The 15,844-nt window shown below is 40.9% G+C and carries 10 protein-coding genes; all 10 read right to left on the bottom strand.

Features of this window, described 5'->3' with window-relative positions:
* Positions 1-20: 20 nt before the first annotated feature.
* Positions 21-1,913: a putative bifunctional diguanylate cyclase/phosphodiesterase gene (locus ACHCNF_RS12160; RefSeq protein WP_408070056.1), complete on the bottom strand. Its 1,893-nt coding sequence runs from the start codon at positions 1,911-1,913 to the stop codon at positions 21-23.
* A 122-nt stretch (positions 1,914-2,035) separates the two neighbouring features.
* Positions 2,036-3,031: an ABC transporter ATP-binding protein gene (locus ACHCNF_RS12155; protein ID WP_408070055.1), complete on the bottom strand. Its 996-nt coding sequence runs from the start codon at positions 3,029-3,031 to the stop codon at positions 2,036-2,038.
* Positions 3,031-4,194, bottom strand: a complete 1,164-nt coding sequence (locus ACHCNF_RS12150) for an ABC transporter ATP-binding protein (protein WP_408070054.1) — start codon at positions 4,192-4,194, stop codon at positions 3,031-3,033. The genes ACHCNF_RS12155 and ACHCNF_RS12150 overlap by 1 nt, the downstream gene beginning before the upstream one ends.
* 219 nt (positions 4,195-4,413) lie before the next feature.
* Positions 4,414-6,093 carry an ABC transporter permease gene (locus ACHCNF_RS12145; protein WP_408070053.1) on the bottom strand — a complete coding sequence of 560 codons (1,680 nt, stop codon included), beginning with the start codon at positions 6,091-6,093 and terminating at the stop codon, positions 4,414-4,416.
* Positions 6,094-6,110: 17 nt separating this feature from the next.
* The gene (locus ACHCNF_RS12140; RefSeq protein ID WP_408070052.1) at positions 6,111-7,097 is read right to left on the bottom strand and encodes an ABC transporter permease; all 987 of its coding nucleotides are present in this window, start codon (positions 7,095-7,097) and stop codon (positions 6,111-6,113) included.
* 314 nt (positions 7,098-7,411) lie between these two features.
* A complete protein-coding gene (locus ACHCNF_RS12135; protein ID WP_408070051.1) occupies positions 7,412-9,865 on the bottom strand; it encodes an ABC transporter substrate-binding protein in 2,454 nt (817 codons plus the stop codon).
* Between the two features lie 152 nt (positions 9,866-10,017).
* A complete protein-coding gene (locus ACHCNF_RS12130; RefSeq protein WP_408070050.1) occupies positions 10,018-10,578 on the bottom strand; it encodes a hypothetical protein in 561 nt (186 codons plus the stop codon).
* A 381-nt stretch (positions 10,579-10,959) separates the two neighbouring features.
* Positions 10,960-12,522 (bottom strand): WecB/TagA/CpsF family glycosyltransferase, encoded by a 1,563-nt coding sequence (locus tag ACHCNF_RS12125; RefSeq protein ID WP_408070049.1) that lies wholly within the window; start codon positions 12,520-12,522, stop codon positions 10,960-10,962.
* A 20-nt stretch (positions 12,523-12,542) separates the two neighbouring features.
* Entirely contained in the window at positions 12,543-13,826 is a 1,284-nt protein-coding gene (locus ACHCNF_RS12120; protein ID WP_408070048.1) for a DegT/DnrJ/EryC1/StrS family aminotransferase, read from the bottom strand.
* Positions 13,827-13,891: 65 nt separating this feature from the next.
* Positions 13,892-15,835 (bottom strand): polysaccharide biosynthesis protein, encoded by a 1,944-nt coding sequence (locus ACHCNF_RS12115; protein WP_408070047.1) that lies wholly within the window; start codon positions 15,833-15,835, stop codon positions 13,892-13,894.
* Positions 15,836-15,844: the final 9 nt, after the last annotated feature.

The following is a 15,844-nucleotide window of genomic DNA, read 5'->3' as shown; positions in this document are numbered from 1 at the left end:
GGCTTTTTATATGAACCTTCTTAATTACCTATAATAATGTCCTTAAATTGTTCAGCAGGCACAGGTCTTGAGAAATAATATCCCTGTATCATTTCGCATCCTATTGACTTTAAGTACTGATACTGCTCTTCAGTCTCAACGCCCTCTACTACTATAGGCATATCGAGCTTCTTGGTCATTTCAACTATAGTGTTTATTACTATTTTGCCCTTTTCGGATGAAACTATTCCATCCATGAATTTCATGTCTGCTTTAAGTATATCTACATGCGCATTCTTAAAGGTGTTAAAGCTTGAATAACCGCTTCCGAAATCATCCATAAGTATTCTGAATCCAACCTCTTTAAGAAGATCTACGGTATTAAAAAATCTCTGATTTTCTGCCACAAACGCGCTCTCTGTGATTTCAAGTTTTATATCATTAGGTGAAAGATGGTATTTTTTTATCATATCCAGAATAATCTCGTACAGATTATCCATCTGAAGATCTCTCCTGGATAAGTTCACAGATATCGGAGGAACCAGAATGCCCTCCTTTCTCCACTCAGCAATCTGCCTGCACACCTCTTCCCATATATATGCATCAAGCTTGTTAATGAAGCCATTTCGCTCAAATAACGGTATAAAATCTCCGGGACTGATAAGTCCGTACTGCTTATCCTTCCATCTCACAAGTGCCTCTGCACTACATACCTTTTTGGTCTCAGCATCATATATAGGCTGAAAATATGGAACAAAATCGTGTTCATGAATAGCTCTCTCACAATTGTGCTGCATGTATGCATGCATCTCAAATTCACGATTCTGTTTTTCATCAAAAACATGCTCGTGCTTGTTGTATTCATAGCGAATCGACTCCATTGCAAATCGGGCTCTGTCTATCATAAGCTGTGGATTCATCGTTCTATCTGTAATCGGATAAACTCCGGAATATAACGAGAGATTATAATCCATTCCCTCTCCCGGGTACATCTCATCCAGAGACAAAATTCCCTGAAGCATCCAATATGAGCCCTGCGGAAACAATCCCGCAAAATTGTCTTCTCCAAGATATGCAAGTTCAACTTCCCATGAGAACTGCTTTCGCATAGCCGCAGCTATACGCCGTAAAATATCATCACCGCGTTCAAATCCGAACCTTTCATTAACATCCTGAAAGTCTCTGATATCCAGAAGGCACAGCTGATAATCTATCTCAGGATTAAGTATAAGATCCTCCTCCACAGCCCTGAAAAATGCCTTCTGATTATATATTCCGGTCTTGGGATCCGTAGGATTGTCAACAAGGTACAGCATAACCAGATTAAAGGTTACGCAAGCGGCAAAAGCTGCTCCCATATACTTAAAATCATCCATGTAGTTGTTCAGAACAAGCATGGCATAAACCAGCAATACAATCACTGAAATTACCGAAACAGCTACCTTACCAAGGCGTCTGATATGGCGTACAGCAAAAAATATGGATACTACCACATATATACCACTAAGAAACGCTCCTATAATTATAAAGATTATTCTCTCTAAAGTGACTGTTCCTTTGACATCTTCGAAAAAAGCTATGTGATTTATAGGATTGAGAACCAGTAGATACATCAGTTCCAGAGCATATGGAAGAATAGACAAAAGTGGACTTTTCTCCCTATAGCGCACAAGTCCGACAGTTATTTTCAGTGCACACAAAAGATAAGTGTTAAGTGTTATGAAAAACATGGTTTCACTGGCAACATATTTGAAGCCACTATTAAAACCTATGTATTTGTCATACAGATCAAGCGCCCAAATAAGAAGAATATATGCAATTGTCACATCAATTTGAAGATCGATCCAGATTGTTCCTACCGTACGGCTTATACTTCTGGCGCGTATTGCAAGAATACCTACTGAAATAATCCCCAGACTCAGTATAGTAACCATTCATCAGCTCCATGAATTCTCTTTACATTCAATTATACATAAAAAAAACAGGGAGTTTTGTTTCTCCCTGTTTTTTCAGAATTTCTTTATAATACTTAATATTCTCTAAATAATAAACTTTTTTATTTGTCATCATATAGATGGCATTTTACTACATGTCCATTACCCATATCCTTCGCTGCAGGAGCCTGTTCTTTACAGATACCCATGCAATGAGGGCATCTTGTATGGAACTTACATCCCTTAGGCGGATTAGCAGGTGAAGGTATATCTCCCTCAAGGAGTACTCTCTCCTTCTTTATATCCGGGTCAGGCATAGGAATAGCACTAAAGAGTGCCTTTGTATAAGGATGAAGAGGCTCTGCGAAGATATCCTCTGTCTTACCAGTCTCAACAAGACTTCCAAGGTACATAACACCTACAGCATCTGAAATGTGCTCAACAACTGAAAGGTCGTGTGAGATGAACAAGTATGTAAGATTGTTCTTCTCCTGAAGATCCTTAAGAAGGTTGATGATCTGTGCCTGAATGGAAACGTCAAGCGCTGATACAGGCTCATCACATACTACAAATTCAGGCTTAACTGCAAGTGCTCTTGCAATACAGATACGCTGTCTCTGACCACCGGAGAATTCATGAGGATAACGATCCTTATGATAAGGCTGAAGACCACATTCCTTCATGATTTCTGTAATATAGTCGTTATACTCTGCCTTAGGAACAAGGTCATGCTCACGAACAGCTTCTCCGATTATTTCACCGATAGGAAGTCTGGGTGAAAGTGAAGAATACGGATCCTGGAAAATGATCTGCATCTTTGTACGAAGCTCACGAAGCTGTTTCTTATCAAAACTGCTGATGTCCTTTCCGTTGAAAAGGATTTCTCCCTCAGTCTTCTCAAGGAGTCTTAAGATTGTTCTTCCTGTAGTTGACTTACCACAGCCGGACTCACCTACAAGACCCATTGTTGTTCCTCTGGGGATTGTAAATGACACATCATCTACGGCCTTAACATTGCCTGTAACGCCGCCAAAGAATCCACCCTTAATAGGGAAATACTTTTTGAGGTGCTTTACTTCGAGAATGTTATCTCTTACTTCATTAGTATTTTCGCTCATTAGTTTGCACCTCCTTCCTCAGTATTAACGCCACCTGTAATTTCCTCGCATCTGTAGCAGCTTACAAAGTGTGTAGGAGAAACCTTATATACTCCGGGATATTTTCCGGAACATTTCTCTGTACACATCTCGCATCTATCCTTAAAGTAACAATAATCAGGCATATCAATCGGGTTAGGAACATTACCGGGGATATTGTACAGCTTATCAACATGCTTACCTACAACGGGCTTTGATTTCATAAGACCGATTGTGTAAGGGTGTCTGGGATCCTTGAATATCTCTCTTGCAGTACCTTTCTCAATAACACGTCCTGCATACATAACTACAACATAATCTGCCATCTCAGCAACAACACCAAGGTCGTGAGTGATGAGCATGATTGAAGAATTGATCTTGTCCTTTAAGTTTCTAAGAAGGTCAAGGATCTGAGCCTGAATAGTAACATCAAGAGCTGTTGTAGGCTCATCCGCAATAATAAGCTTAGGGTCGCAGGCAAGTGCCATAGCGATCATGATACGCTGACGCATACCACCTGAAAGCTCATGAGGATACATCTGATATACACCCTCTTTATTGGCGATACCAACCATCTGAAGCATCTCAATTGTTCTGGCCTTAACCTGCTCAGGTGTCATCTCAGGATTGTGAAGTGCTATAACTTCATCTACCTGAGCGCCTATTCTGAAAACAGGATTAAGTGATGTCATGGGCTCCTGGAAGATCATTGACATCTTATTGCCGCGAAGCTTCTGCATAGCTGATGCAGGAGCATTAACAACATTTATTGTTCTCTCGCCATCATTGAATCTGATCTCACCCTCTACTGTCTGACCTGAAGGTCTCTGAACGAGCTGCATAAGTGAAAGGCTGGTAACAGACTTACCACAACCTGACTCACCAACGATACCGACTGTCTTACCCTGAGGTACCTCAAAGGATACACCGTCAACAGCCTTAACTGTTCCTATATCTGTAAAGAAATATGTATGAACATTATCAAACTCTACACAGTTCTCAGGATTTTTCATCTTAGTAACATATTCACTCTCCGGAATATGTTTTCTATTTCTCTTTTTCTCTATTTCTGAAGTAATCTTACGATTCTCTCTGGAGATTCGTCTTGATTCTTTAGCAGAGATATAATTTGAATTCTTTGCCATTTTGCTCTCCTATATATACATATAAGATAATACGTCTTGCTTCGTATTATACATAGATAAACACAAATCACTTCGCACTTTGCGCTACTGTGATCTGAGATCTCATTCGTAATCCGCTGATTTGCTTTGCAAATCGCTGCTTACTCATGATCTCTTACTTGACAAATGCCAGTACAAAAATTCATGCAAGCATGATTTTTGCACTGTCGCTTGTCAAGTTTATCTCTTCATCTTTGGATCGAATGCATCTCTTAGGCCATCACCAATAAAGTTAAATGCAAGAACTGTAAGAAGGATGAGTGTTCCTGCAGGAAGCCATACAAAAAGGTAATTGGTCATAACATATGAATCGTTAACCGCGTTAATAATACTTCCCCATGAAGCAGCAGGGTACTTGATACCAAGACCAAGGAATGAAAGTGAAGCCTCTGAAAGGATAACTTCACCAAGACCCATACTTGCAAATACGATAAGCTGAGGAATTACGTTAGGTATAAGGTGCTTGAAGATTCTGCGGTATGTGCTGATGCCAAGTGCCTCAGCAGCTACCATGAACTCCTGCTCACGAAGTGAAAGGATCTGGCCTCTGACAATACGGGCAATTCCTACCCAACCGATAACAGCCATTACCACGCAGAGAAGATAAATACGTGCTCTGGGGCTTGCCTGATAATAGTCCATGATTGAACCAAGGATAAGGTAAAGAGGCATAGCAGGGATACAGTATACAACGTCAACAAGTCTCATAAGGAGGTTATCAACCCATCCACCGAAGAATCCGGCAACGCCACCGATTACCATACCGATGAAAACTTCAATGAATACTACTACAAAGCCAATCATCAGTGAAATACGTCCACCATACATGAGACGTGCAAGAAGGTCCATACCGTTTGCATCTGTTCCCACAAGGTGTGCCTTGGAAGGTGAAGCATAAGTATCAATAAGTCTTGTCTCCTGATACTTTTTGATGATATACTGACCTTTTTTCTTCTCGAATCTGTATTCAACATTATTGCCATCAGCATCAGCATACTCAAATGATCCTGAATTGCCGGCAGCCTCAAATGCCTCGATTGCTGCAGCCTTATAAGCAGGATCAAGGAATGTACCGGGATCTATAGCATTGAAGTTCATATTTGAAACAACAGCATAGCCCTCACCGTTTGCTTCTACAAGACCTTCCTCATTTATTGAGTAGGTTGTTCCATCAGCATCAAATGATGTAGCCTTTGTAGCAAATGCTACAAGCGCATTTCTGTAGAAATCATAAGTAAACTTTGTGTCCTTGCTGTAACCTGTAAATGATCTCTTGGAAGCAACTGCTACTTCTGTACCTTCATAAACATCAGCCTTAAAGTCAGTGCCATTGAACATGTAGACTTTTCCGTCTTTTTCAAAGTCATTTCTGCCTGCTTCTACAGCAGCATCAAAATCTTTGTTGCCCTTCAAAAACATCTGCGCAGGCTCTAATGTATAAATAAGGAATATATCAGAGCCCTCACCCTGAGGAGCCATTCCCATCATTGAGCCATCACGTGTTTCAAATACATACTGTCCTTTTGAAACAGCGATAAGCGCCTTTGAGTTAATATCTGAAGGAAGCTTGGCTCCCTCAGCTGTCTGGAACTGGAACTGATCTATCTCTGTAGCTCCTGCAAACTCTTTCATAACCTGTTCTGTTTTATAGAACACCTTACTCTCTGAGTACGGATAAAGAGCACCACCTACAAATGCAAAAAGGAACATACAAACAATAATTACCATTCCGACAATAGCAAGTCTGTTCCTAAGGAATCTCTTAAGAACCATCATTCCGGGAGAGAGGACACGAACTCTGCTCGCATCATCAAGATGCATCTCTTCTTTTTTTACTTCGTTATTCTTTACTTCTGACATTTCATCCTCCTCCTTTCTTAGTTTACTCTTACTCTGGGATCAACTACCGCATAGAGAATATCAGCGATAAGGTTACCGAGCAAAATAAGGACTGCCATAAATACCATATAGAACATAACAAAAGGAATATCGCCCTGTACTACGCACTGGTATGATGTATAACCGATACCGGGAATCTGGAACAAAGTCTCAGTGATCATGGCACCGGAAAAAAGACCGGGAAGTGATCCGCCAAGAAGTGTTACGATCGGAATAAGTGTGTTTCTGAATGCATGATAGTTAACTACTCTGTCCTCAGAAAGACCCTTAGCCCTTGCAGTTCTGATATAATCTGCATTCAAAACTTCAAGCATGTTTGTTCTTGTGTAACGCATAAGTGAACCTACGCTTACAACAGTAAGTGTAATAACAGGCATGATCATATGACGAGCCATATCAAGGATCTTACCCACGTCTGAATATGATTCATGATATCTTCCTACTATTCCGTAAAGGTCAAGCCAGCCAAGCTTTACAGAAAGAATATATTTCAAAATCGTCGCAAAGAAAAAGCTCGGAAGTGAAATTCCGATAAGTGCGATAACCGTAACGGTATAGTCTGTTGCAGAATACTGTCTTCTTGCAGCAGCCACTCCCGCAGGTATAGCGATTATTATTTCCAAAATAAATACAACAAGTCCCAGTGCAAATGAATACCAGATTACGCTGGAGAACTTCTGCAATACAGGCTGATTCCAGAACCAGGAATCACCAAAATCAAGTGTTACTGCCTTTGATGCCCATTTGAAATATCCCTGGATTACCCCCGTGTCCAAGCCATACTGGGCATTTAGCTGTTCAACCCACTCAGAGTAGCTTTTTGCTCCCGGCTTAGTAGACAAAGCCATAGCCTGCTGTTCAACATATGATGTAGGCATGCATCTCATGATGGTATAAATGATCATAGATACGAAAAACAATAATACTACTGATATGAGTAGACGCTTAAGTATGAATTTCTTCATTGTTGTCTATACTCCTTCTAAATAAAATATCTTCCACCTGAAAAAAAATTCCTCGGGGATTGTTAATATATCTAAAAATTTCGCTTGGCGAAATATAATTTTCTAATCCATTTTCTAAATAGTGCAACTATTCTCTGTTGATTTAAAGTTATGAAGTAAAAAAGTACATAACATGTCCGCGGGAGCTAAATAACCCCCACGGACAAAGTTATGCGCATTATTTATGCAACTGATTGTCTTAACAGCTCTACTATTGTAGCAGATTCTCAGCACATCGAAAACTCTAAATTCATTTTCGAATTTATAAATAAGAATTACTTAGTCATAAGTCTCTCAATTCCATCGTGAGCACTTGTTGTAGCAAAGAAGTTGTAGTATGTTGTCTCGTCATGAAGCATATCTGAGTTTTCAACATCTACGCGCTCAGTAGAATAGATTGAGCAGTTCTGTCTCTGATAAATCGGAATCTCAACTGCGTAATCAACAACATAGTCCAGAGCTTCCTTATAAATAGCCTTACGTACTGCCTGATCTGTTGTTGAACGACCTTCTACTACAAGCTCATCAAGCTCAGGCTGATTGATCTTGTACATGTAAGCTGATCCACCATCTGTGTGGTAAATCTGATACATATCAGGATCCATCGATCCACCCCAAGCTGCACACCAGATCTCAGCTGTGCCACCTTCAGTAGCTGACCAGAGAACTGAAGAATCTGAAAGGTCATTGATAATAAGATCAAAGCCGATCTTAGCAAGGTCTTCCTTAGCTGCTGTAAGGATACCGAATGAAGGATGATCACCCTTACCATCAGCAGGGATCATAGCCTCGTATGAAAGCTTAGCACCTTCAGGAGCTGCTGTAAGCTTACCATCTGTTACTGTGTAACCAGCCTTCTCGAAGAATCCAAGTGCTGCCTTAAGAGCTGCATCATACTTCTCATCCTCTGACATGCTGTCTGTATAGATATCATTTCCATCAGCATCAACTGAGAAAGCAACCTTGTAATCAGGATCTGAAGGCTGAGGTGCTGCCCATGATGTATTGGAAATAGGATAGTTAATAACGTTAGCAGCTTCGCCATAGTAAGAATCGATAACTACGTCACGATGTACAGCAATAACTGTTGCGATAGCCTTACGAAGTGCCTTAGACTCTTCACTTCCTGCATCAGAACCAACCTTAACGTTCTGTGAGTTCATACCAATGTAACCATAACCATTGTTGTCTACAAGTGAAGTAGAAATCTTGTCACCTGTAAGCTCGCCGTTTGAGTTGTCACCAGCGATCTGCTCAAGAGTTGACTTGTTAGCTGAAGGCTCAGCAACATCAAGTGTACCCTGAACGATAGCAGGCTCAGCATCAGACTGCTGAGTAACCTTCATCTGAACTTCCTTGATTACAGGAGCGCCAAGATAGTAGTTCTCATTAGCTTTGAAGTAAACAATCTTGTTTTCGAACTTGTCGAAAATGTAAGGGCCGGCGCCAAGAGGCTGTGTTGTCTTAGCTCTTACAGTTGAAAGATCACCCTTTGTAAATCCGAACTTATTGTTATCATAATCGTATTCAGCCTTGTCACCATAGTAGTGAAGAGGTGCGATCTCAACAGGAAGTGAGTAGATAGCTGTTGCATCAAGCTTGTCCATGTGAACAACCATTGAGTAGTCGCCTGTCTTCTCGATACCTTTGATTGAAGGAGCTGAATCACCTGTCTCAATTGAGTTCTTGTAATCATCTGAAAGCATATCAAGGATGCCGTCGCCAGCCTTCTCCTTGTCAGTAGCTGCCATAACGTCTCCGTCATAAGCTGCAACGATTTCATTCCAGAAATCATCTACTGTAGGAGCTGTGCCACCCTTAACATCGAATGTAGCACCTGAAGGAGCTGTAAGAACGCCGCCTTCTACTGTACCATAGCCCCAGTTTGCCATTGCATTGGCAATAGGATCCTTGGCAATATCTTCATCATCAGATACAGCACCGTTTGCTGTGCAGTAATCTGCGATATCATTGATGAACTGTTCCTTAGCTGCAGGGAAATCTGTCTCCCAGAACTTCTTCTGCTGATCTTCTGTGAAGTATGTGAAGTCTGTGTTGTCCTCACCAGCCTTAACAAGAAGGTTGAAGAGTGTATCAGAACCTTTTCTGTAGTCTTCCATACCTGTAATAGGAAGTGCACTGAATGTAGCAGCTCCATCATAAGAAGGATCAGCAACTACATACATTGAAAAAATAACATCATCGATAGTAAGAGGCTCACCATCAGAGAACTTGATATCATCACGAAGCTCAAATGCATAATCAACTGTACCATCTTCGTTCTCTGTGATCACGCAGTTTGCGGGTCCCTTGTACTCATAGGACTGACCATTGTATTCCTTTGTCTCACCTTCGATACCATTAAGTATCATCTCACCTAAACGGTCAACTGTAAGTAAAGGAAGTGTTGTCATCTGTGAAACATTGTTATCATATACTGAATTTGCAAAGAAAGGACTGAACTTCTCAGAGAATTCAGACTCTCCAATTACGAGCGGTGCTCCGCTTCCTGTGCTCTGTGCAGCGTCTCCTGCTTCCTCTGTTGACTCTGCCTCAGTAGCATCGCTGCTCTCCTCAGTAGAAGCATCTGCAGTAGACTCAGCTGTGTCTGCAGACTCGGTTGTTCCATTAGCGTCGCCGCCGTTGTTAGCATTGCCGCCACAACCAACTGCGCTGACAACCATAGTTCCGGCAAGTCCTAATGCCAGAAATTTGCCTAACTTTTTCATATTGCCCTCCATTCTGGGATAATTCCCATATTATTATATGTACATCCACATTAGTGGCTGTCACCAAAGCTACGTTAGAAAGTATATCTTCTATATTATTTACTTTCTAATATTTAAACTTTATATCCGACCATAAGCAAAAGTTATAATCCTCACTTATTGTTCTCAACAGTAATTCCTGAAAAATGTTTATTGTAATATCCTGCAAAAAGAAATGCTACAACAACTACCGGTATATGAAGTGCCAGATATAAAAGCTCAAGTCCCGCATCATATTGTCCGCGTCTGATAATAAGGTATATCATCTCGCAGATAGCGCTTATCGCGGCAAGAACTATAACTGCGATGCCGCAAAAATGCATTCTTCCAACTCCCTTATCATATTGCTGCCTTGTCATCCTCGGTGTTGCACCAAGGTACTCAACTATTCCCAATAAGAAGAAAAGCACCGGCAGATACTGAATAAAGTATGGAAGCACAACCCACAACGTTCGCGATGAAGTCTGATTTATAAGTCCCTGTACTATTAAAGCCGCAAACATCAAGCCTCCATATAAAAAACATGGAAGATAGGTTTTCTTTTTTTGGTTCTCGTCAAAAGGAAGAACATAGAGATCCCCTTTGTAGAAGAATCTGTCGCGAAACCTCCCTTTTTTATCCATCTCAGGAGCATGATCGTAATCGCCCTTATATGGATTATGTAAAATACTCATTACCCCAAAATCCCATTTCTAAGCCCTTAATACGCATTGCATATCAGGCAGACAACTTCGTTATAGAGAAAAAGCGCTCCTAAACTTACACTCTGCAAGTAGGAACGCCGTTGTTCTAAATGTAAGTATACCTTATACATTTTATATTTTCTACACCGAGATTATACTACCGAACGAAATCTTATTAACAATATAAGAAACCGCTAGCATACCGACATCTCGTTCGCTCGTCGGGTATGTTAGTAAAATAATCTCACCAGCAAGATTAAATTATATCAAAATGTTAAAATAAGTCAAGCACAGACGAACTTTTGTCTTTGTGACACGGACACTTCGCTGATTTAAAGCGTGTTAGCGGAAACTGTACAAAAATAAAGCCTCCTACTTCCGCATAATATATACCTTCCAGATAAACTTTATATTGGATACTAAGTATCTCTTGAGCAGACGCTTTGGATCCTGGAACAGTCTATAGAGCCATTCCATGCCTATTTTTCTTACCCACATAGGTGCTCTCTTGATATTTCCGGCATAAAAATTAAATCCGGCTCCTACTCCAAGCATGACACCATGAACTTTTCCCTCATGAGCTGCCATCCATTTTTCCTGCTTTGGAGCGCCCAGACCTATCCATATCAGGTCAGCTCCTGATGCATTCAGCATCTCAACCACTTCCTCATCCTCCTGCGGAGTAAGCTCTCTGTATGGAGGTGAATAGTATCCCTTTACATTTATTCCGGGAAATCTCTTAGGCAATTTTTCCTTCAAAAGCTCTATAGTCTCTTCAGATGAACCATAAAAGAAGTGAGATATCTTCCCATCCATGGATGAAGAAAACATCGCTTCCATAAAATCAGGTCCCGCAATTCTTTCAGCCTTAATATATCCTGCCTTCTGGATCCTGTTTACTATGGGCTGACCATCGGGAAATGTAAGTGCAGAGCTGTTCTGAATTTTCATATAATCAGGATGTTCGCTGGCTTCAACCGTAGTGTGAACATTACAAAAGCAAATGTACTTGCCAAAAAACTCCTTAATATGACTTCTGACATATAGCACAGCATTATCAACATTTGAAACAGTGAAATTAACGCCCAAAACTCTGCATCTCTTCGCCATGGCTGAAAAGTATGAGGTCTGAAAATAACCCATCTCTCTTACAAGATGTCTGGTAACCCATAGCCCGTCCAGAGATATTCCGTAATAAGTATTAATTCCTTCGTTTCCAAGTCTTCTGACCAGATCACCTCTGACAAAATCGGTTATATCAAGCTTATCCGAAATGCACAAAAATGCATCACTGCATCCACATTCCTTAACTCTGCTTACAAGCTGTTCTCTGTTTATGACAGCCTCATAATCATCAGCATTTCTGGTATCCTCTATAGAATATGCATCATCTATAGGGATTATATCCTCCAGTTCGAATTCCAGCCCGAGTCCTTTTTCCAGATTAGCCCTGACATAGTCCATGTCTTTTTTATAAACAAGGGCAGCAAGCTTTCTTCTGTGTATATCCGGGTTACCTCGCTTGATAAGTACACCTCTGTATATCAGCCTGGCTGTCAGAACAAACACCATATTCAGCACAACCAGATATCCCATAGCTAATCTTGAGAAATAAAAAGTGTTCTGGGATATCATAAGTACAACAAGCAAAAATACAAAAAGCACTACCTGATTTTTGAAAGTCTCTGTGATCATCTCGAGCGGATCGCAGTCTTCTATTGCTTTATAATTTATCTTTCTTCCTCTATATACATTTACAAGAGTGGCAAAAAGAATCTCCATGACAAAGATCATGGTATAAAGCGGAATCATCCAGGTCTTTTTAAAATGCCAGTTAAACCGCAACGTTATCATTACGATGTAAGCAAGGGACAGAGAAACCGCATCCACTATCAGCAATATTCTTTTTCTTCTGTGCGAGCGTGTAAGGCCCATATTCCAATCCCCTAACTTGTTTATTTAAAACATCTGTGTATTATATCGATAACTATATCCTGCTCTTCACAGGTCATCTTGTTATCGGAAGGTAGGCACAATCCTCTCTCAAAAATGTCAGATCCAACATCCTCAGCTACGCCCTCATCAATATAGGCATTGCTCCTTCCTCTAAGGATTCCTTCTGTTGTCACAAATATATTGTTCCTATACACAGGCTGCATGTGCATGGGTTTCCATATAGGTCTGCCCTCTGCATTGAAAGACGCAATCGCCTCCAGAATCTCTGTAGGGCAGCTCTTTCCGGGTTCGGACTTATATAAAACTTCCTTCTCAGATCTAACCTGAGGGCACATTGCCTCTTTATCTATCAGTATACAGCTAAGCCAGTAGTTAGGCTCACAATTATCAGGAACAGGATTCATTGAAACCGGAAGATCCTTTAATCCTTCCCTATATCTCTCATATATTCTCTTCTTGCTTGCTATATGCTCCTCAAGGTAAGGCAATTGACCTCTGACAACTCCTGCCACAATATTTGACATGCGATAGTTATAGCCAAGCTCCTCATGCTGATACCATGGAGCATTCTCTCTTGCCTGCGTACTAAGCTTTCTAACCTTATGGCAATCCGCCTCAGAATCAGTAATAAACATGCCTCCGGCGCTTCCTGTGATAATCTTATTACCATTGAATGAAATAATGCTGTAGTCGCCAAATTTTCCGGTCTGCACGCCTTCATAAGTAGCTCCAAAGGACTCAGCCGCATCCTCGACAATAAGTGCTCCGTGCTTATCAGCAATCTGTCTTATCTCATTAATTTTGCCTGGAGTTCCGTAAAGATGAGCCACAACAATAAGCTTTACTTCAGGGTATATCTCGAAGGCCTTCTCAAGAGCCTTTGGACTCATATTCCATGTATCTCTCTCGGAATCAATAAATACAGCTTCGCCGCCCTCGTATGCCACAGGATTTACGGTGGCATCAAAGGTCATGTCAGAGCAAAATACCTTTTTACCTGTAAGAGTTCCAACATTAGAAGCCTGCGGACCATACAGCTTCTCACCCGCAAGTCTTATGGCAAGATGAAGAGCTGCTGTTCCTGAGCTTAATCCAACTGCATATTTTCTTCCGATCTTCTCCTGAACAAGTCGTTCTGTCTCATTCAAATTCTCTCCAACGGTAGAAACCCAGTTGGTCTCAATGGCATCAGTTATCCATTTCAGTTCATCTCCATGCATTGTAGGAGACGAAAGCCAAACTCTATTCTCAAATTTCTTTATTCCGTTAAATCTCTCGTCCATAAAACCTCCTGCAGTACCAGTGTAGTTGTTTTTATATTTCTCGACTATATAAAACAGCTACACTGTTACTCCGTCTCATTTATAAGCTCTGCTGCACGCTCAAGTGCTTTCTGATGCTCGATTGAATGCGAATCGGCATTATCCTCAGGATGATAGGTCGTAACTATTTTCTGAACAATCTCTCTGATCTCATCTGCATGCTCTGCCTTGGATGCTCCATTTAACTCTTCAAGCTGAGAGAAGAACTTCATGTCATCCATAGCTATAGGCTTACCGATATGTATCATTCTGTTTGCAGTATCCTGCAGACCCTCTTCATCCATAAGCATCTCTTCATATAGCTTCTCCCCGGGACGAAGGCCGGTAAATTCAATCTTTATATCCTCTCCAACCTTATAGCCCGAAAGCTTGATAAGATTCTCTGCAAGGTCAAGAATTCTGACAGGCTCTCCCATATCAAGTACGAAGATCTCTCCGCCCTTGGCATAGGCTCCCGCCTGCATAACAAGGCTTACAGCCTCAGGTATTGTCATAAAGTATCTGATAATATTAGGGTCTGTTACCGTAACAGGACCGCCTGCTGCTATCTGCTTTTTGAAAAGCGGAATAACCGAACCGTTTGATCCAAGCACGTTACCAAAACGTACAGCCACAAATTCAGTATCATAATGCTTATTAAAAGTCTGAATAATCATCTCACAGATACGCTTACTTGCACCCATGATATTGGTAGGGTTAACTGCCTTATCTGTCGAGATCATAACGAACTTGCGACATCCGTTCATCGCTGCTGCCATAGCAGTCTTAAAGGTACCAAATACATTGTTCTTAATAGCCTCGTTAGGGCTGTCCTCCATAAGAGGCACATGCTTATGAGCAGCTGCATGATAAACAATCTCTGGTCTGTACTGCTCAAATATCTTGTTGATTCTGTTTGTGTTTCTTACAGATGCTATCAGAACCTCGAGATCCAGCTCAGGATGATTTCTCTTAAGCTCCTGTTGAATGTCGTAGGCATTGTTCTCATAAATATCAACAATAATAAGCTTTTTGGGCTTATGATTGGCTATCTGTCTGCAAAGCTCGGAACCTATAGATCCGCCGCCGCCTGTTACCAGGACAGTTTTGCCGCTAACATACCCTGCAATCTGATTAAGGTCTACCGCAATAGGGTCTCTTCCCAATAGATCCTCAACCTCAACCTCGCGAAGCTTACTTACATTAACTTCGCCATTTACAAGCTGATAAACCCCAGGAAGCGAACGAAGCTTACAGTTAGTCTCTTTACAAAGATCAAGGAGCTTTTTCATTTCACTTCTCGGAAGCGAAGGAATTGCCACAATAATCTCATCTATGTCATAGAGATCCGCACACTCAAGTATCTTGTCACGACCTCCCACAACTCTGATACCCTGAATGTAATGTCCCCATTTACTTCTGTCATCGTCTATTATGCAGCTGATGACCATGGTAGAGAAATTACTGTTAACGATCTCCTTAATAATGATGTTACCTGATTCACCTGCACCAATTACCATTACGGATGTGGTATTCTTGCGATTCTCTGTCTTATGCTTAACACTTCTTATAAATCTGTAGCTGAATCTGCTTATAAAAATAAGAGTTATCAGAATAAATGTGTATAAAAAGTAATAACTCTGAGGAACCGGCTGTCTGCCCACCTTAAAGAACTGAAGTCCAACGGCATTGGCTACACCTGATGCAACGCAGGCAATGAAAAGATTCTGTAGTTCTGTTTCTCCGGCATAAGCCCACAGACTGTTATAAAGTCTGAAAAGATAGAAAAACAATAATGACAAACAGACATTGATCGGCAGATAATCCGTTACGGGATCCATAAACTCATATGGCACAAGATCAATGTTATATTCGTATCTCATCAAAAGAGCCAGGTAGGTTGCGATCAGAATACTGAGCACATCATAAACTATCAGCCCTGCCCTTCTATAAAATTTTGCAAAATTAAAAGGTTTCTTCTCTGATTTCATATCTTCTTA

The sequence above is a fragment of the Butyrivibrio sp. NATIVEDY162 genome (genome assembly GCF_045999815.1).
Classification (GTDB): Bacteria; Bacillota; Clostridia; order Lachnospirales; family Lachnospiraceae; genus Butyrivibrio.
Note: the sequence above shows the minus strand (reverse complement) of the source record. Positions and strands in the feature narration are given on the sequence as shown.